Raw genomic sequence first — 18,515 nt, 5'->3', positions numbered from 1 at the left:
TGGTGATTTCGGCGACCTGCGGGCTGTAGGCCTGGAAGACGCGCTCGACGCCTTCGCCATGCGACATCTTGCGCACGGTGAACGCGGAGTTGACGCCGCGCGAACGCTTGGCGATCACCACGCCTTCATAGGCCTGGAGACGCTCGCGGTCGCCTTCCTTGACCTTCACCTTCACTTCAACCGTGTCTCCCGGGCGGAAATCCGGGATGACCTTGCCGGCCATGGTCTCTGCGTCCAACGCCTGAATGATCTTGCTCATGTCAAAACACCTCGTTTCAATGGTGACGTCGTTCGACGTCTAGTTTTTCTCGCCGGAGTGCTCGGATAGAAACTCCCGCAGCAGCTCGGCATCGGTACGGCTGATTTGCAGCTTTTCCAGCAAGTCAGGTCGCTTCAGGAAAGTGGCCCCTAGCGCCTGTTTTCTACGCCAACGCGCGATTTTCGCATGATCGCCGGATAACAGCACGTCCGGTACCGATGCATCGCGCCACAACGGTGGCCGTGTGTAGTGCGGATGATCGAGCAGGCCGGTGCTGAACGAGTCGGCCTCAGCCGATCCTTCATGCCCCAGCACGCCCGGCAGCAAGCGCGCCATTGCGTCCACCAGTACCATCGCAGCGAGTTCCCCGCCCGACAGCACGAAATCGCCCAGCGACACTTCGAAATCGATCAGCGGTGTGACCCGCTCATCCAAGCCTTCGTAGCGTCCGCAGATCAGCACCAGGGCCGGTTCTGCTGCCAGTTGCTCCACCAGCGCCTGAGTCATCGGCAAGCCTTGCGGGCTCAACGCAATGACCTTGGCATCGACACCGATCGCCGTTTTCGCGGCAACGATCGCATCGGCCAATGGCCCTGGTTCCATCACCATGCCGGGACCGCCCCCGTAGGAACGATCGTCGACCCGGCGGTCGGCCCCGTCGCTGTAATTGCGGAGATCGCGGGCATGGAACTGCAATGCGCCACTTTCGACCGCTTTCCGCGGGATGCCGACCTTGACCACCTGTTCCACGAACGCCGGGAACAGACTCACCACATCCAGCTTCACCTCAGTAGTCCGGCGCCCAGTCGGCGACGATGCGCCGGGCTTCGGTATCCACTGACAGGATGATCGGTCCCTGCACGAACGGAATCAGTCTTTCGACCTCGCCATCGCGCAGCACCAGCACATCCTGAACACCGTTTTCCATCATTCCGGTGACCGTGCCGAGCGGCTCGTCGTTATTGGAGACGACGCTCATGCCGATCAGATCTGCCCAGTAGTAGCTGCCAGCGGGAGCCGGCGGCAGTTCCGTGCGATCGACCGAAATGTCCTTGCCGACCAGCCGCGCCGCGATATCGCGATCGGTGATCGGCTGGCCATCGCGTCCGGACAGCTGAGCGATGATGCCGTTGACCTGAGCTTTCGCATCGACCAGAGCCGACGCATAGCCATCGTCCGCACCCAGCCACCACAAGGGATACTTCAGGAGGTTTTCAGCCGGCCGGGTGTTGGAAACAATCTTGACCCAACCCTTGACACCGAAGACGCCAGCAACGCGACCCAGCGTCACCCGGCGCGTGCTATCGGACACTTCAGGCCGCAACAGCGACCGGCACGCTCTTGACGAGGTAGGCAACGCGCTCGGACACCTGAGCGCCGTTCTGCTGCCAGTAGGCAATGCGTGCGGTATCGACAACCAGCTTCTGCTCGGCACCGCGGGCGTTCGGGTTGTAGTAGCCCAGGCGCTCGACGAACTTGCCATCGCGCGACGAACGGCTATCGGTCGCAACGACGTGGTAGAACGGGCGCTTCTTGGCTCCGGCGCGGGCCAGACGAATCTTCATCATGATCTTTTGAACTCTCGGGAAATGCTGACGCAAGGTACGCGAAAGCGCGGAATGATAATGCCCGCCCCCTTAAATTGAAAGATCGGCCCGTAAATTGCTCTCGTTTCGTCCTCGCCTCCGGGCACCGAGCACGAAGAGACGGCCCACCTTGTCGTCTTCGAGAGGTTGGACTGGCACGCGGCCGATGACGAAGATCGAACGAGTGTTACCGATCGTTAACACTGTCGGTCCCCGCTCCTTTATCATGCGGCAACTATCGTTCCCGAGCCTTCCCATGACCGATCTGACCATCAACGGCGTCAAGCACACCCACAATGGCGACGCGGCGATGCCGCTGCTGTGGTTCATCCGCGACGAAGTCGGCATGACCGGCACCAAGTTCGGCTGCGGCGTGGCCCAGTGCGGTGCCTGCACCGTCCACCTCGATGGCCAGCCGATCCGCTCCTGCGTCACGCCGGTCTCGGTAGCTGCGGGCAAGAACATCACCACGATCGAAGGCACGGCCAGCGACAAGGTCGGCGCGGCGGTACAGGCCTCGTGGCGCAAGTTGGATGTCGTCCAGTGTGGCTACTGCCAGTCCGGCCAGATCATGTCGGCGGTGGCCTTGCTGGCCAAGAACAAGGCACCGACCGATAGCGACATCGACAGCGCAATGGGCGGCAACGTCTGCCGCTGTGCAACTTATGTCCGCATTCGAGCGGCGATCCACGACGCCGCCACGGCGCTGGCCTGAACCCACCGGAGATCATCAGCATGGGCATCATGAAACGCATCACCGGTAACGACGGCAAAGCCAGCAGCACCACGCCGCTGATCAACGTCAGCCGCCGCAGCTTCCTGCAGGGCACCGGCGGCTTGGCCATCGGCGTCTGCCTGGGCCCGGTTGCCTGCTCGTCGAAAGACGCCGGCACTGCCGCGACGGCCGCCAGCAACATCCCGGCTTTCGAGCCGAACGCCTTCATCCGCATCGGCGCCGACAACTCGGTGACGGTGATCGCCAAGCATCTGGAAATGGGCCAGGGCACCTTCACCGGCCTCGCCACGCTTGCCGCCGAGGAACTCGATGCCGACTGGTCGCAGGTCTCGGTGGAAGCCGCGCCGGCCGATGTCACCAAGTACAAGAACAACCTGCTCGGTGGCCAGGGCACCGGCGGTTCGACCGCGATGGCCGATTCGCACGAGCCGATGCGCAAGGCCGGCGCCACGGCTCGCGCGATGCTGGTCAGCGCTGCTGCTGCCGAATGGAAGGTGCCGGCTTCCGAGATCACCGTCAGCAAGGGCACGATCCGTCACGCTGTCTCGAAGAAGGAAGCGAGCTTCGGTCAGATGGCCGACAAGGCCTCCAAGCAGCCGGTACCGACTGAAGTCGTCCTGAAAGATCCGAAGGACTTCACGCTGATCGGCACCCAGACGGCCACGCGCAAGGACTCCGCTGCCAAGACCAATGGCACGGCGAAGTTCACCCAGGACGTGAAGCTCGACGGCATGCTGGTCGCCGTGCTCGCGCACGCGCCGCACTTCGGCAGCACCATCAAGAGCGTTGATGACAGCAAGGCACGCGCCGTGGCCGGAGTCGTCGACGTGATCCACGTCGACGCCGTGCCGGGGGTCAATCGTGCCGCCGTCGCGGTACTCGCCAAGAACACCTGGGTTGCCAAGCAGGGGCGCGATGCGCTGGTCGTCGAATGGGAAGAGGCCGAAGCCTTCAAGCTCAGCTCGGCGGACATGTTCAAGCAGTTCCACGCGCTGTCCGCCAAACCGGGTCTGGTCGCCGGCACACGTGGCGATACCGCTGCCGCGCTGAAAAAGCCGGCCAAGCTGATCGAAGCGAGCTATGAATTTCCCTATCTCGCCCATGCGGCGATGGAACCGCTGAACTGCGTCATCCATTACACCGGTGATAGCTGCCAGATCTGGAACGGCGAGCAGTTCCAGACTTTCGATCAGGCTGCTGCTGCCGCCACGCTCGGCCTGAAGCCGGAGCAGGTCAGCATCACCCAGCTCTACGCCGGCGGCAGTTTCGGCCGCCGCGCCAGTTCGAAGTCGGACTTCATCGTCGAAGCCGCCACCCTGGCCAAGGCCGCGTACGCGAAAGGCGTGAAAGCGCCGCTGAAGATGGTCTGGACCCGCGAAGACGACATGCGCGGCGGCTACTACCGCCCGGCGTTCGTGCATGCGATCAAGGCCGGCCTCGACAAGGACGGCAAGCTGGTCGGCTGGCAGCAGCGCATCGTCGGCCAGTCGATCGCCAAGGGCACGGCGCTGGAACCGTACATGGTTCACGAAGGCATCGATCACACTTCGGTCGAAGGCACTTCGGACACCCGCTACGACATCACCAACCTGCAGGTCGAACTGCATTCGGTCGACTACAAGATGCCGGTGCTGTGGTGGCGTTCGGTCGGCCATACGCACACCGCGTATGCCGTTGAAACGATGATGGACGAGCTGGCGCATGCCGCCGGCAAGGATCCTGTCGAGTTCCGTCGCGCGCTGCTAGAAAAGCAGCCGCGTCATCTCGCCGTGCTGGAACTGGCGGCGGCGAAATCCGACTGGGGCAAGCCGCTGGCGCCGATCGCAGGCATGAAGCGCGGCCGCGGCATCGCCGTGCATGAGTCGTTCAACACCTTCGTTGCCGAAGTGGCGGAAGTGAGTGTCGATGCCGACGGCATGCTCAAGGTCGATCGCGTCGTCTGCGCCGTCGACTGCGGCCTGGCGATCAACCCGGACGTGATCAAGGCGCAGATGGAAGGCGGCATCGGCTTCGGCCTCGCCGCGATCCTGCATTCCGAGATCACCTTCGATCAGGGCAAGGTCGTGCAGGGCAATTTCGGCGAATACCCGATGCTGCGCATCAACGAGATGCCAGTGATCGAAGTGCATCTGGTGGCCTCGGCCGAAAAGCCGACCGGCGTCGGTGAACCGGGCGTGCCACCGATCGGGCCAGCGGTTGCCAATGCGGTGTTCGCCGCGACCGCAAAGCGCATCCGCAAGCTGCCGTTCGGCGACCAGCTGAGTGCTTGATCGGAGAGTCCGTCTGGAAAGCGCCTCACGCAAAGACGCAAAGATGCCAAGAGAGAGCCGGCAAACAGAGCTTGTTTTTCTTGGCGTCTTTGCGACTTAGCGTGACCCGGAATTTCGCTTCTGCGTTGCATTAATGGTTCACCCTTGAACACCCCCCAGGAATTCGGCAGCTTGCTCGCGGGTCTGCGCAGGCTCGCAGACAACGGCTTCGCGCAAGGCGGTGGCGCGCTGGCGACCTTGACCCAGACCAGCGGCTCGACCTTTCGCCGCGCCGGCGCGCGGATGCTGGTCTGCGGCGATGGCACCGTGGTGCGCGGCCTGTCCGGCGGCTGCCCCGAGGCCGACATCATCAGCCGGGCCCGTGAAGTGATTGCCGAAGGTACCGCTCGCATCGTCCGCTACGACCGCGAATCCGGCCTCGATGCGCTGCTGGAACTCGGCTGCGGCGGCGAGCTGGAAGTGCTGATCGAACCGCTGACCAAGGCTCGCGATCTCGATTTCATCGACTCTGCGGCCGACTGCCTCGCCGCCCGCCGCAGCGGCGTGCTGGCCACTGTCTACCGTCGCGACGGCGCAGTGATGAATCCCAAGCCGCGGCGCATGGTCATCGACGAAGGCCGCATCGTCGTCAACGAATTCGGCGCCGGGTTGATCAGCGGCGTGCTCGCCGATATGACGCTCGATCGTCTGCCGATCGCGCCAAGCGTCGAGCGCTTCACCCACGGTGGCAACGCCTATGAGGTGCTGCTCGAAGCGCTGATTCCGCCGTATGCGCTGTTCATCGTCGGCATCAACGCCGGCGCCGTGGCGCTGGCGCGGATCGCCGCCGTGCTCGGCTGGCAGGTGACCTTGGTCGATGATCGCGATGATCGCGCGCCGCCCGGTCTGCTGCCGGACAACGTCCGCCGGGTCACGGCAACGCCGCAGCAGATCACCGAGCAGCTGGACTTCGACGCACGCAGCTTCGCCGTGGTGATGACGCACAACCTCGGTCGCGACATCGACTATCTGCGCGCGCTCGGCGACGTCCCCCTCGCCTATCTCGGCTCGCTCGGTTCGCGCCAGCGGGCGGCGCGCCTGTATGCAGGCTCTGGCCTGTCAGCCGAACAACTGCGTGCGCCGGCCGGGCTCGATCTTGGTTCGGAGACACCGGAAGAAATCGCCTTGGCGATCAGTGCGGAAATCCTTGCGGTGACCAGTGGTCGCGCGGCAGAGTCGCTCAGTCAAACGACAGGACCGATCCACGCATGAACGCTCCGAATGCTTCGCCCGTCATCATGGTCATGGCTGCGGGTGCTTCGACCCGCTACGGCAGCGCCAAGCAGCTGGCCCGGTTACCGAATGGCTGCACTCTGGTTCGTCACGCTGCGGTAACCGCCATCGAGACCGGGCTGCCCGTGCAGATCGTGATCGGCGCACACGGCGAACTGGTGCGCGCGGAACTGATCGGGCTGGAGCTGGCCATCGTCGATGCGACGGAATGGTGGCGCGGCGTCGGCCGCTCGATCGCGCAAGGCGTCGATGCTCTGGTTGCCCGCGTCGGCAAGCCGACCAGTGTGCTGCTGACGCTCGCCGATCTGCCGCAAGTCACGTCGAAAGACTTGCTGCGCCTGGCCGAGCTGCATCGCCAGTCACCGGATCGCCTGCTGGTCTCCGGCTTCGGCGACAACCGCGGCCCGCCCTGCCTGTTCCCGGCCGATTGCCTGCCGGCGCTGCAGAAGCTCGACAGCGACGATGGCGCCCGCGGTGTCGTCAAGGCGAATGCGGAGCGCGTGATTGCAGTGCCGCTCGCGGCAGCGGGCTTCGACATCGATCGGCCGTCAGACCTGCTGAAGATGCCAAGCCTGTAGGGCGGCCCATGGCCGCCGACGCTTGTCGCTCAAGCAGAACACGAGGCGACTACTGGCGGCCCTTGCAGATCATTGGCCGGCAGGCGGCTGCCAGAGTTCTATCTTGTTTCCTTCCGGATCGATGACCCAGGCGAACTTCCCGTACTCGGAATCGTCGATCTTCTCGAGAACGTTGCAGCCTTCTTCGCGCAGGACCTTGACCAGCGCGTGGAGATCGTCCACACGGTAATTGATCATGAAAGCGGAAGTGCTCGGCGCGAACTGGTCGCCTTCTGCCGAACCGATCGACCAGATGGTTGTTCCGGCAACTGGCTTGCCATCACCGTCGGTCCAGGTGAACACCGTGCCGCCCCAGGCCTGGACATCGATTCCGAGGTGCCGCTTGTACCAGGCCTGTAATGCCGGAGCGTCCTTGGCCTTGAAGAAGATGCCGCCGATGCCGGTGACTCGTTTCATGGAACCTCCAAGTAGGCGGTAGTGACGGAGCGTGAGTTAATGCTCCACTGACACGTGCCATGCAAAGCATGCAGCGAGGGATGGGGGAATACCTGGAGCGTGCTCGACCGCCCATGCCTCCACGTCGACTTGCTCATTTGCAGAAGCCGCGCCTGCCCATAGCGTAACGAAGTGACTGCCTTGCGGGCCATCCGAGAAAAATAGAAACGGCGCGTCGGTTTGCGAAGTCGACGCCGAAAGAATGTTCCACGTTCCAACACTCATTGAACCAAGTATCTGCACCGGAGAGATACCTAGTTGTTGCTCGGCAATTGACGAGAGCGTCGATTGGCGCAATAGCGATAGGTTGCGGTCTACCCCGTCGCAAGGAGCCGCCATGGCCGTTATTGAACTGGCCACCAGGACTGGGAAGATCAATGAGCGCATCGAAGCAGCACCTAGATTGAGTAACGGAGAACCGTATTGGCTTGAACCGATGTGTCGGCAGCGCTGGTGTCTTTGGCTCGTGGCCTATCAAGGTCGATTGTCGCCCACCCGCGCTCAGGAGTTTCTAAAACATCCTCACGCGATGCAGCACCCGACTCAACGCAAATAGTCGAACAAACTCAAACCCTGAATCTTCGCGAACGACTGCTGCGCGGCCTGCAGGCCGGTGAGTTGTTGGGTGAGGCGGCCGGCGGCTTCGGCGTAGTCAATGTCGCGCAGGCCGGACAGGGCGTCCTGCACTTTCACGGCCTGTGATGAGAGCTGGTTGTTGGCATCGTCCGCCGCGACCAGGCGTGCGCCCAGTGAAGCGCGCACGTCGATGATCCGGTTCTGCGCGGTTTCCAGGGACGACATGTTTTCGAGCATGCCGGTCTGCACCTTGGCGCGCAGTGCGGGGTCGTTGGCGGTTGGCGTTTCCAGCAGGGTGGCGAGATCGCGGATGGTCTGGAAGACGTCTTTCTGGCTGCTGGGCGCAACGCTGAACGAATCGCCATCGGCCGGCTGGCCGGTGACGGCGAGATCGACGCCGCGGAAGCGGATGCTGCTGCCCGCCGTGTAGGCGCCGCTCGATACGACGTTGTTGCTGGCGTCGGTCACCGAGTAGTTGCCGGCGCTGAAGCTGACCGAGTAGCTGCCGCCATCCCAGGCCGAGGAGTCGTAGACCTTGCTCGACGAGATCGTCGCCGTGCCGGTGTTGGCGGCGGTGGCGGCGACGCTGAAGCTGCCATTGCCGGAGACGTGGCGGAGGAACACGTCGGCGCCGCCGTCGCTGGATTGCACGGCGCGGTTCGGGCCGATCTGGATCTGGCGGATGACATCGTCGCCGCTGAACTGGGTGCCGCCGCTGGTCAGCGAGAACGGTGCCGAGGCGTCATTGCTGCCAGCGAACAGGTAGCGGCCCTCACCGTCTGCCGCGTTGGCGTAGCTCAACAATTGATCGAGCGACTGACGAACATCGGCCGCAAGGCTCTTGCGATCGGAGTCTCCAAGCGTGCCGCCGTTGCCCTGCAGCACTCTTTCGCGAATGCGGTTCAGGGTTTCGCTGGCGCCGGACAGCGCGTTCTCCTCGAAGCCCAGACGTTCGGACACAGCCTGGGTGTTCGAGGTGTAACGCTGGTTGGCGCTCAAGGTTTGATCGAGCGACAAGCCGTGTGCGGCACCGGTGGGATCGTCGGCACCGGTCAGCAGCTTCTTGCCGGAGGACAGCTGGTTTTGCGTCGCCAATGCCAGTGACTGCTGACGCTGCAGCGAAGCGATGCTCTGGCGATAGAAATCGGCGGTCGAGACTCTCATGTCGTCTCTCCTCTAAAACGCTTTCAAGTTGAACAGAACCATAAAGAATCCGGTCATGCCCGCGCAGGCGGGCATCCAGTTCTGATGCGGTGCGCTACGGCCAAAACTGGAGTCCCGCCCACGCGGGAATGACGAATGTTTTGTAGGCATTCGAAGGGGAACGCCCTAGTTCCGCGTTGCCGCGAGCAGCGAATCGAACACGGTGCTGGCCACGGAAATGATCTGGGCAGCGGCCTGATAGGCCTGCTGATAGCGCAGTAGATCGGCCGCCTCTTCATCGAGATTGACGCCGGACAGCGCATTGCGCTCGGTGATCGTCTGTGCCTGCAGCGAGGTCTGGGCATCGAGCTGCAGTTGCGCGGTCTGGGCACTGGAGCCGACCTGCTGCACCAGCTGGCCGTTGGCTGCGGTCAGCGTGTTGAGGCCGCCGTCGAGCAAGGTCTTGCTGGCGATGCCGGACAGCAGGCGGGCATTGCGATCGTCACCGCTGTTGGCGCCGGTAGGGCCGACGTTGAAGCTATCGCCAGACGATGGCGCACCGGAGATCGCCACCTTCCAGCCGTTGACGCTGATGTCGCTGCCGGCGGTGTAGGCATAGCTGCCGCTGCCGTTGATCGTATAGGTACTGGCGCTGGTGAACTGGATCTGTGCCGGCGTGCGCAGGTTCGGATTGGCGACGTCGACGACCTCGCCCGCGGTGATCGTGCCGCTGCCGAGATTGCCGACCGTGGCGCTGGCCTTGATCGGCGCTGCGGCGGCGAGCTGCGAGGGATTGCTCAGCGCCACCTGCAACTGGCCGGCGGCACGGCGGCCCGGCTGGACCAGGAACTTGTCGCCAGCGGCTGCGCCTGGCGTAACGCTCAAGGAAAGACCCTTGGCGACGAAGGGATCAGCCGTGGTGCCGCTGCCGGTGAATGGCACCGAGCTGCCGCTGGCGGCATCGGTCAGCGACCAGGCGCTGCCGTTGTAGCTGAGCTGATAGGCGCGGCCATCAAGCTGGGTCGCGTCGCTGAAGCCGACGGTGACCGCAGCGCTGCCAGTATTGCGATAGGACGCCGGTGCGGTGCCAGCCAGCGGCGCGAACAGCGGCTGGCCGAAGTTACCGTTCTGATCGACGCCCTGCGCCTGCTGTGCGTTGACCGCTTCGGATAGTGAGATGGCGATGCGGCCCAGCTTCTCGCGTGCCGGATCGAGCACTTCGCGGCGCGCATCGAGCAGGCCGCCGAGGCTGCCACCGCCGACCTGGCCGCTGATCACGGCCCCGCCGGGCACGGTCACTTCCACGCGCCCGGAATCGAACTCGTTCGGCGCAGTGCCGAGCTGGGTGGCCTTGGTGCCGACGACCAAGCTCTGGCCGTTGGCGACGAACACGTTCAGCGCGCCGTTGTCCTGCTCGACGGTGGTCACCGAGACCCGATCGGCCAGATCACGCACGGCCTGATCGCGTTGGTCGACGAGATCATTGGGAATCTTGCCGCCTGAGCTGCCGATCGCCTGCGCGATGCGCTCGTTGAGCTGAGCGATGGTGCCGGCGTAGTTGTTGATCTCGGTGACGGTCTGCGTCACGCGGGAATTGATCGAATGCTCGTCGTCATCGAGCTGGCTCTGCAGATCGTTGAAGCGGCCGGCCAGGGCATCGGCGGCGCTGAGCACGGTCTGCCGGGTGGCGCTCGATGACGGCGTGGTCGCCATCACGCTGAGGCTGTCGAAGAAGCTGGTCAGCGGCGTGCCGAGGCCAGTGGTGGCATCGGACAGCAGAGCATCGCTGCGCTTCGCTTCGGTGGTGAAGGTTTCGATACGCGAGTAGGACGCTGCGCCGGCGATCTCGCGGGCGAAGACGAATTTGTCCGATAGCCGCTCGACACCGCGCACGGTGACGCCGTTGCCGGCATAGCCGTACGAGGTGACCGCGCCGACGGCGTTGGTGGTATCGAGCCGCTGGCGCGAGTAACCGGCGGTGTTGACGTTGGCGATGTTGTGGCCGGTGACATCCAGGCCGCTGCGATTCGCCAGCAGTGCCGAAATGCCGATGCCGAGGATGTCCGCCATCTCAGGTCTCCCAGGTGTTGCCCGCGCGTACCGGCGACGCATCCAGCGTGGCCGACATCGTGCGTCCATACGCCACTCGCGCAATCTTCTGCGCGTAGGCCGGGTCGGTGGCATAACCGGCTTGCTGCAGACCTTGCAGGTACTGTTCCCCGCTGCCGCCGTGCTTCAGCGCTTCGGCATAACGCGGGTTGTCCTTGACGAAGGACACGTAGTCTTCGAAGGCATCACCGACCGACTTGTACGAACGGAACTCGGCGCGCTCGACGCGGCGTTCGCCCTTCACGTACTCGTGCGTCGTGGTGTTGGTGGTAGCGCCATCCCAGCCGCGGCTGGCCTTGATGCCGAACAGGTTGTGGCTGTCCGTGCCATCGGCATTCTTGATCTGGCGCTTGCCCCAGCCGGTTTCGTGCGCGGCCTGGGCCACCAGCACGCGTGCCGGAATGCCGAGCTCCTTCGCAGCCTTCTCGGCAAACGGGGTGATCTCGTCGACGAAAGCGTCGGCGGATTCGGCAGCCGTGCCGCCGACGGGCGTCACGCTCGTCGCCGAGGTAGCAGCGCTCCGACCACGCAGACCTGCTGGTGCCGCCCCTGAATTTTCAGCGCCCGGTGATTGCGCGCCAATCAATTGACGCGCAAGCAGGTCCGCAAGCCCCAGGCCCTTGCCGGACGACAACTGCGCGGCCATCTGCTGATCGTAGATATCGCGATAGGTGTCGCTGCCGGAGCCGCCGAGCAGATCGTTGCTCGCCGTATCGTCGCTGTGCGAAGCCTTGAGCAGCATCTGGGTAAACAGCGCTTCGAACTGCCGCGCAACCTGCTTGATCGTCTCAGGATCGCGGTCTTTGGCACCCGAACGCAGCTTCGCGAACTGGCCGAAGTCCGTCGTGTTGATGCCCGATGCTGGGGCCGCGCTGCTCATCAGATGATCACCAGCTCGGCACGCAGCGCACCGGCGGCACGCAGCGCTTCGAGGATCGCCACCAGATCACCCGGTGCGGCGCCGACCTGATTGATCGCGCGAACGATATCGTCAAGATTGGTACCGCCATCGAACACGAAGGCCGGGCGGCCGCTGGAAGTGACTTCGATCTGCGAGCGTGGCACCACCACGGTCTGGCCTTTCGAGAATGCTTCCGGCTGGCTGACCTCGGGCTTCTCGCTGATCGTCACGCTCAAGCTTCCATGCGACACCGCTGCCGGCAGCACGCGCACGGCACTGGAGATCACCACGGTGCCGGTGCGCGAGTTGACGATCACCCGCGCCGGCGCATCGCCGGGGGTGATGTCGAGGTTTTCGAGTTGTGACAGGAACGCGACTCTGGCGTTGGCATCGGCTGGCGCGACCACCGACACCGTCACCGGGTCGATCGCCCGTGCCAGTTCGGAGCCGAGCGCGCTGTTGATGCCGGTGGCCAGACGAGTCGCGGTGGTGAAATCGGAAGTGCGCAGATCCAGCCGCAGTTCCGGGCTGGCACCGAAGGTGGCCGGCACGGCGCGTTCGACAGTCGCACCGCCCGGCACTCTGCCGGCGCTCGGCACATTGATCGTCACTCGCGAACCGTCCTTGGCCGACACGCCCAGGCCGCCGACCACGACATTACCCTGGGCGATGGCATAGACCTGACCGTCCGCGCCTTTCAGCGGCGCCATCAGCAAGGTGCCACCGCGCAAGCTGCCGGAGTTGGCGATCGACGACACCGTGATGTCGATCGTCTGACCGGGCTTCGCGAACGGCGGCAGCTCGGCATTGATCGCCACCGCGGCGACGTTCTTCAGCTGCGGATTGACGCCCGGCGGTACGGTGACACCGAGCTGGGCGAGCATTGCTTTCAGGCTCTGCACGGTGAAAGGCGCCTGCGACGTCTGATCGCCGGTGCCATCAAGGCCGACCACCAGGCCGTAGCCGATCAGCGGATTCGAGCGCACGCCGGCAACCGTCGCCAGATCCTTCACACGCTCGGCGCGCGCCACGTTCAGGGTGGCGATCGCCATCAGCAAGCTGAGCAGGGCGATGATGTGGAAAGCAGTGCGCATGGACATGGGAGTGCTTGCCGGTCAGCCGTCAGAACGGGAACCACGGGGAGTTGAAGAAGCGCGTCAGCCAGCCCTGGGAGTTGGCATCGGCCAGCGCGCCGCGGCCCTTGTAGGAAACGCGGGCATTGCCGACGCGATCCGAGGAAACCGTGTTGTTACTGAGGATGTCGACCGGGCGGATGACGCCGTCGATGAATAGAGTTTCCGAGCCCTGATTCAGCTCGACCTGCTTCTCGCCGCGGATCTGCAGCAACCCGTTCGGCAGGCGGCCGACGACCACCGCGGTGATGCTGCCGTCGAGGCTGTTGCTTTGCTTGGAATCGCCGCTGCCGTTGGCGCTGCGGGTGCCGGCGATGCCGGTGTTGACGCCGATCGACTTGCCGAACACCGAGATGTCGGTGAGATCGACCTTCGATGATTTCGAGGTATTAGTCTCGGCGCTCTTCTGCGCCTGAGTCTTTTCGATCAGCAGGATGGTGATCAGATCGCCGATGTTGCGGGCCTTGGCGTCCTCGAACAGGGCGATCGACTGGCCATCGCTGTAGATCGCGCCTTCGCTGGGCATGCCTTGCGGCAGCGGAATCGGCACCGGCTGCGGACGTTCTTCGCCGAGCGAGACACGCTGCGACATCGAGCTGCAGGCGCCGAGCAGCAGCGCCGATGCCAGCAACAGGGCACGCCCGAGGATCACAGGTTCTGGCCGATGTACTGCAGCATCTGGTCGGTGGTCGAGATCGCTTTCGAGTTCATCTCGTAGGCGCGCTGCGTCTCGATCATGTTGACCAGCTCCTCGACGACATTGACGTTCGAGGCTTCCAGCGCGCCCTGCTGCAGCGAGCCGGTGCCGTTCAGGCCCGGCGTGCCGACCTGCGGCGCGCCCGAAGATGCGGTTTCCACATAGAGATTGCCGCCCACCGCCTGCAAGCCGGCCGGATTGACGAAATCGGCGACCGTCAGCGAACCGATCTGTTGGCCGGCAGCCTGGCCGGGCAACTGCGCCGACACCGTGCCGTCGGTACCAATGGTCACTGACAGCGCGTTCGGCGGCACCGTGATGCCCGGCTGGATCGTGTAGCCGGCGGCCGTCACCAGTTCGCCCTGGCTATTCAGCTGGAAGCTGCCGTCACGGCTGTAGGCCGTGCTGCCGTCCGGCTGCAATACCTGGAAGAAGCCGCGACCATTGATCGCGACATCCAGCGAGTTGTTGGTCTGCTGCATGTTGCCCTGGGTGAACTGCTTGTCGGTGGCGACCACGCGGACGCCGGTGCCCAGCGTCAAACCCGTTGGCGCCTGCGTCGACTGCGTGGTCTGGCCACCGGGCTGGCGCACCGTTTGATAGAGCAGATCCTCGAACGCCGCACGCCCGCGCTTGAAGCCGGTGGTGTTGACGTTGGCGAGATTGTTCGACACCACGCTCATGCGCGTGGCCTGGGCATCGAGCCCGGTCTTGGCAACCCAGAGTGCTGAATTCATCGTCTGGCCCCGTCTTTCGCATGCCGGAATCCGGCGGACGAGGGGACATTTACAAGTTCCGGACCAGACCTTATCGCGACGGTTTTGCGTCGCGTCGAGTCAGTGCGCGGCGGCTTCCCGACCGCCGCGCGACGACTAATTCAGGGCAGCGCGACCGGCTCGATGCTCAGGTCATAACCGTAGGCGTGGCTGGCCACACCGACGCCCAACGGCAGCGGCAAGGGCAGAAAACCGCCCTTGGCCTGCAGCACCGTGCCGGTGCCGATCTTGGCGTTCTGCGCGCTGTAGTGGCCTTCGATCACCGCCGTCACCGCGCCGTTCTGGACCCGGAACAGGCGCGCCGAAGCTGCCGCGAACTTCAGCACCGGGCCGGTGACCACCGTGCTGGTGTTCAGACGCGTCCGCGGACCGGCCGCCTGGGTCTTGCCGCTGCGGGTGCCGAGCAAGGACTTCACGCTGACGTCGACCATGCCCAGCTCGACCAGATCGCCGAAGCCCAGGGCGGCGAACTTGGCAGCGGTCTGCGTACTTTCGGTGATAGCGCCGAGAAAGATGCCGTAAGCCAGGATGCCGTCCGCCTGCAAGGCCAGCGGCGGCACCACCTCGACAAAGGAAATCACCTCATCGCTCGGCCGCCCCTCGCCGCCATCGGCACAGGACGAGCCGGACACATGCACCGACGCTCGCCGGCCATTGCCAGGAAACGTGAACCCCGCTGGCAGCAGATCGGCAAACCGCGAAGCCGGATAATTGAGCAACACGGTCTGCTCGGCGCAGTCGCTGAAGTAGAGGAAATTCGCCGGCGCCTGCAGCGGCGGCTGAGCTTCGGCGCTGACAGCGGAAACGGCGAGCGCGGCAACAGCAAGGAATCGGACGGTCACGGCAATACTCCCTGGCAATGGTGAATTGGCGCTTGTTATCGCCTTGTCGCGGCGATTCCGGAGATTGTGTGCGCGGCCGTCGGAAATATCTTCCCTGTCCTGCAGGACAGGGATTCGCCCTAGCGCACCACGTCCGCCCAATCACCGACGATCCGCTCGGGGTTGCCGGCGTCGGTGGCGCCGTAGAGATCGATGCCGTCACGCACTTTCTGGCCGCCGTCCCGGGTCAGCGGACGGAACAGGAAGCTGCTGTAGCCGCGGGTCGAGCGCTGGAAGAACAGATCCAGCGGCATGCTGACGAAGAAGCCCTTGTCGAACGAGCCTTCGCCGAACTTGCTCGCCGACACGTTGGTGATGGTCGCGAACGCGCCGAGCGTGGCGCCGCTCTTGAACTCGCGAGCGATCTCGACCGTGGTGCCGTAGTCCTTGGCCAGATAGCGGCCGTAGCTGATCTTGGTGCGCAACCGGTACCACGGGAATGCGTAGTAGAAGTTCAGGTGGCCGGTGGCGACGCGGTAGTCGCGGAAGTTGAAGCGCACCGCGTAATCGCGCTGCTGCACGACGTTGGCGTTGACACCCAGCGCCCAGCGCTGGAAATGCGGCCGCCACAGCAGTTCGCCGGCGACGCCGCCATACATGTCCTCGAACAAGCCAGCGGAGGCGCGCGCGTAGACACCCGAATAGATCGAGGTGATGTAGTTCGCCTCCAGCTTGGTGACCGCCTGCTGACCTTGCTGCAGGTAATCGACGATGTCGCTACGCACGCGCGGCAGCTGGCTGTTCGACTCGAGGCGGATGTTCTCGAAGTTGTTCAGCAGGTTCAGCGACACCGTGCCGCTGAGGCTGAGCTTCTCGGTGACCCGCACATCGCCAAACACCCGCCACAGGATCTGACCGAAATAGAAGCCGTCTGGCCCACCGATCTGCTGGCGCACGCCCGGGCCCATGTCCCAGCTGAACGTGGGTACCTTGATCAGATTCTGGGCATCGGCGTCGAGATGATCGGGCTGCACCGGATCGAGATCGGCGCTGTAACGCACCTCTTCCGGGCTGCCGCGGTACTCGGCGATCTTCTCGAACTCGCTGCGTTGCACGGCCAGCCGCCAGCTTTCGACGCCGGCATCGACGCCGATCACGGTGATCCGGTCGACCCAAGGTGGCAGCACGGCGCTGGTGGCGCGTACGGTGCGACCCGTGGTGGTCAGCGCGCTGCGGTAGCGCCCCTGCTCGACCCAAATGTAGACCTGCCGCCGGTCGACCTCGACATCGAAGGCCGACAGGGTGAAGTCCTGCTCTTTCAGCGCTTTCTTGACCTCGGCGAGCAGCGCGTCGAATTCAGGCTTCGGCAGCGGTACCGGTGCCTCGACACCGATCGTCGCCGGATCACGTACCGCGATCTTCGGCAGCGGTGGATCGAGCACCTTCGGCGGACCACTGCCAGTCTCGAAATTGGTGCGCATCGAGACCCGAAAAGTCAGGACGTCACCCCGCTCGTAGCCAACGCCAGCACGGAAGTTGTCGGTGATCGCGTAATCAGCGCCGAAATTGACCGGCAGGCTTTGCCGGATCGACGAACCAGTGCCGCGTTCGTTGCTGTAATCGTTGCCGTCGTATTCGACTTTCAGGCTCAGGCCGTCGAGCGGCGTCTGCCACTGCACGCCGCCGAAGACGCCGACGGTGCGGCCGGTGAACAAGCGGCCAACGCCACTGCCGCCTGGCGTGCTGGTCGCCGTACCGGTACCGGTGCGGTCGCGATCGAAGCGGTTGGCCAGATGGCTCAGCGGATTGCGCAGATCTCCGCCTTCGCCCAGACGCCCCCAGCCGAGGCCGAGACTGAAATCGAAGTCGTACCAGCGCCTGCTGGCGACGAGGTATTCACCGCCAAACACGCCGGTACCGCCGAAATCCTGGATGCCGATCGCCAGCGCCGGATTGTTCGGGCCTTCTTCGAGCAGACGCAGCTTGAACGCGAAGCTGCGGTCCTTGTAGGACTGCGCACCGCTGAAAGATTCCGGGCCGTAAGCGCGATCGGTGACATCGGTATAGCGGAATACCGCTTCGAGAAACGGCAGCGGCTGCGCGAACAGCTGGATCTGGTTGTACGGCTTCACCACCGAGATGCCGCCGCCGAAGCTGCCTTGCTCCATGAAGCGGGCGCTCGGCGTCTGCAGCAGGCCGACGCCGCCGAAGTCATTGAGATCGACGAAGCCAGCCGCCCGAGCCTGGCTCAGGCTGACGGCAGCCGTGGTCAACACCAAGGCCACACCGCTCAGCCGCCGTGAACCTGGCAGCAGGGCAGTCATGGCAAACGAACAGCGAGGGCCGGATGGCGAACGGTGCTTCAGGTGAGCAGTCGATCAGTTGCGGCTGATGGTGGCCAAGGCTGCGGCCGAGATCGCGAGATTCGACAACAGACCGAACAGCCGCTCCGAGAACGCCACCAGATTGAACGGCGCAGCATCGCGCGGCACGACGATGACGCTGCCGGGCGGAATGTCCTGCGTCTGGTAGTTCCAGAAGCTGTTTCTGAATTTCTTCGCAGTGCCGTTCGGCAGGATCACGAACACCCGGCCATCGTCGGAAGCCTGCGAGTAACCGCCCGCGCGCTCGATGTAATCCTTCAGCTTCGCGCCCGGCGAAAACGCCAGACTGCCCGGATTCAGCACTTGGCCAATCACGGTCACCGAGATCGGCCGCTTCGGGATCACCAGTAGATCGCCTGGTTCGATCAAGGGATCAATTTCCGGGCGCGCCTCGAGGATCGCCGGATCCGCTTCGATCACCACACGGCCGACCGCATCAGCATTCTGCAAGCGCGCGATCACAGTGCCGAGGAACTGCGCGGAATTCGACGCATCCTTGCCCAGTGCACCGCTGGTGACAGCGGTGACCATCGCTTCCTGCAGATCGCTGGCAGCACGCCGGTAGGACTCGCGTTCAGCGTCACGGGCGGCGACGCGGGTGAACACGGCGCCATAGGGATAGGCGTTCTGCGTCACGCCACCGGCGCGCTTCATCAACTGGCTCATGCGCTCGCCGCGCAGGATGCCGTAGGAACCGGGGAAGCGGAATTCGCCCATCACCCGCGCGGTACCCACTTCCTGGCCGAGATACAGCGGCTTGAAGTTGAACAGGTCGCCGG

General features: G+C 64.3%; 18 protein-coding genes. 4 read left to right on the top strand and 14 right to left on the bottom strand.

Translation table 11 applies throughout. From position 1 onward, the window contains the following. The 4 genes from rplS to rpsP all read right to left on the bottom strand — a co-directional run. On the bottom strand, positions 1-259 hold a 259-nt coding region (gene rplS, locus QZY06_RS18685), incomplete at its 3' end, for a 50S ribosomal protein L19 (RefSeq protein WP_295686931.1). A 39-nt stretch (positions 260-298) separates the two neighbouring features. Further along, entirely contained in the window at positions 299-1,045 is a 747-nt protein-coding gene (gene trmD, locus QZY06_RS18680; protein WP_367275676.1) for a tRNA (guanosine(37)-N1)-methyltransferase TrmD, read from the bottom strand. Position 1,046: 1 nt separating this feature from the next. After that, entirely contained in the window at positions 1,047-1,571 is a 525-nt protein-coding gene (gene rimM / locus QZY06_RS18675) for a ribosome maturation factor RimM (RefSeq protein ID WP_295686927.1), read from the bottom strand. 1 nt (position 1,572) lies between these two features. Further along, a complete protein-coding gene (rpsP, locus tag QZY06_RS18670; protein ID WP_295686925.1) occupies positions 1,573-1,827 on the bottom strand; it encodes a 30S ribosomal protein S16 in 255 nt (84 codons plus the stop codon). A gap of 274 nt (positions 1,828-2,101) precedes the next feature. Here rpsP and QZY06_RS18665 point away from each other — a divergent pair, with 274 nt between their 5' ends. From QZY06_RS18665 to QZY06_RS18650, 4 genes are all read left to right on the top strand, one after another. Further along, positions 2,102-2,560 carry a (2Fe-2S)-binding protein gene (locus QZY06_RS18665; protein ID WP_295686922.1) on the top strand — a complete coding sequence of 153 codons (459 nt, stop codon included), beginning with the start codon at positions 2,102-2,104 and terminating at the stop codon, positions 2,558-2,560. A 29-nt stretch (positions 2,561-2,589) separates the two neighbouring features. After that, positions 2,590-4,851, top strand: a complete 2,262-nt coding sequence (locus QZY06_RS18660) for a molybdopterin cofactor-binding domain-containing protein (protein ID WP_367275677.1) — start codon at positions 2,590-2,592, stop codon at positions 4,849-4,851. A gap of 144 nt (positions 4,852-4,995) precedes the next feature. Further along, positions 4,996-6,102, top strand: a complete 1,107-nt coding sequence (locus QZY06_RS18655; protein WP_295686917.1) for an XdhC family protein — start codon at positions 4,996-4,998, stop codon at positions 6,100-6,102. Further along, a complete protein-coding gene (locus tag QZY06_RS18650; RefSeq protein ID WP_295686914.1) occupies positions 6,099-6,701 on the top strand; it encodes a nucleotidyltransferase family protein in 603 nt (200 codons plus the stop codon). Before QZY06_RS18655 ends, QZY06_RS18650 begins: the two co-directional genes overlap by 4 nt. Positions 6,702-6,770: 69 nt before the next feature. Here QZY06_RS18650 and QZY06_RS18645 read toward each other — a convergent pair whose 3' ends face one another. The 10 genes from QZY06_RS18645 to QZY06_RS18600 form a co-directional block, all read right to left on the bottom strand. Continuing rightward, entirely contained in the window at positions 6,771-7,157 is a 387-nt protein-coding gene (locus QZY06_RS18645; protein ID WP_295686911.1) for a VOC family protein, read from the bottom strand. 582 nt (positions 7,158-7,739) lie between these two features. Then, entirely contained in the window at positions 7,740-8,936 is a 1,197-nt protein-coding gene (gene flgL / locus QZY06_RS18640; RefSeq protein WP_295686909.1) for a flagellar hook-associated protein FlgL, read from the bottom strand. A 165-nt stretch (positions 8,937-9,101) separates the two neighbouring features. Further along, on the bottom strand, positions 9,102-10,985 hold the full coding sequence (gene flgK, locus QZY06_RS18635) for a flagellar hook-associated protein FlgK (protein ID WP_295686906.1): 1,884 nt from the start codon (positions 10,983-10,985) through the stop codon (positions 9,102-9,104). 1 nt (position 10,986) lies between these two features. Continuing rightward, positions 10,987-11,904: a flagellar assembly peptidoglycan hydrolase FlgJ gene (gene flgJ / locus QZY06_RS18630; protein WP_295686904.1), complete on the bottom strand. Its 918-nt coding sequence runs from the start codon at positions 11,902-11,904 to the stop codon at positions 10,987-10,989. Further along, the gene (locus tag QZY06_RS18625) at positions 11,904-13,025 is read right to left on the bottom strand and encodes a flagellar basal body P-ring protein FlgI (protein ID WP_295686902.1); all 1,122 of its coding nucleotides are present in this window, start codon (positions 13,023-13,025) and stop codon (positions 11,904-11,906) included. Before QZY06_RS18625 ends, flgJ begins: the two co-directional genes overlap by 1 nt. A gap of 22 nt (positions 13,026-13,047) precedes the next feature. Then, positions 13,048-13,710: a flagellar basal body L-ring protein FlgH gene (locus QZY06_RS18620; protein WP_295686900.1), complete on the bottom strand. Its 663-nt coding sequence runs from the start codon at positions 13,708-13,710 to the stop codon at positions 13,048-13,050. Further along, on the bottom strand, positions 13,707-14,492 hold the full coding sequence (flgG, locus tag QZY06_RS18615) for a flagellar basal-body rod protein FlgG (RefSeq protein ID WP_022977319.1): 786 nt from the start codon (positions 14,490-14,492) through the stop codon (positions 13,707-13,709). Before flgG ends, QZY06_RS18620 begins: the two co-directional genes overlap by 4 nt. A gap of 140 nt (positions 14,493-14,632) precedes the next feature. Continuing rightward, positions 14,633-15,373: a hypothetical protein gene (locus QZY06_RS18610; protein ID WP_295686897.1), complete on the bottom strand. Its 741-nt coding sequence runs from the start codon at positions 15,371-15,373 to the stop codon at positions 14,633-14,635. A gap of 119 nt (positions 15,374-15,492) precedes the next feature. Continuing rightward, on the bottom strand, positions 15,493-17,676 hold the full coding sequence (locus QZY06_RS18605; protein WP_295686895.1) for a YjbH domain-containing protein: 2,184 nt from the start codon (positions 17,674-17,676) through the stop codon (positions 15,493-15,495). Positions 17,677-17,730: 54 nt separating this feature from the next. Beyond that, a partial coding sequence (locus tag QZY06_RS18600) for an SLBB domain-containing protein (RefSeq protein WP_295686892.1) occupies positions 17,731-18,515 on the bottom strand: 785 nt, incomplete at its 5' end.

The sequence above is a fragment of the uncultured Nevskia sp. genome (assembly GCF_903885465.1).
Taxonomy (GTDB): Bacteria; Pseudomonadota; Gammaproteobacteria; order Nevskiales; family Nevskiaceae; genus Nevskia.
Note: the sequence above shows the minus strand (reverse complement) of the source record. Positions and strands in the feature narration are given on the sequence as shown.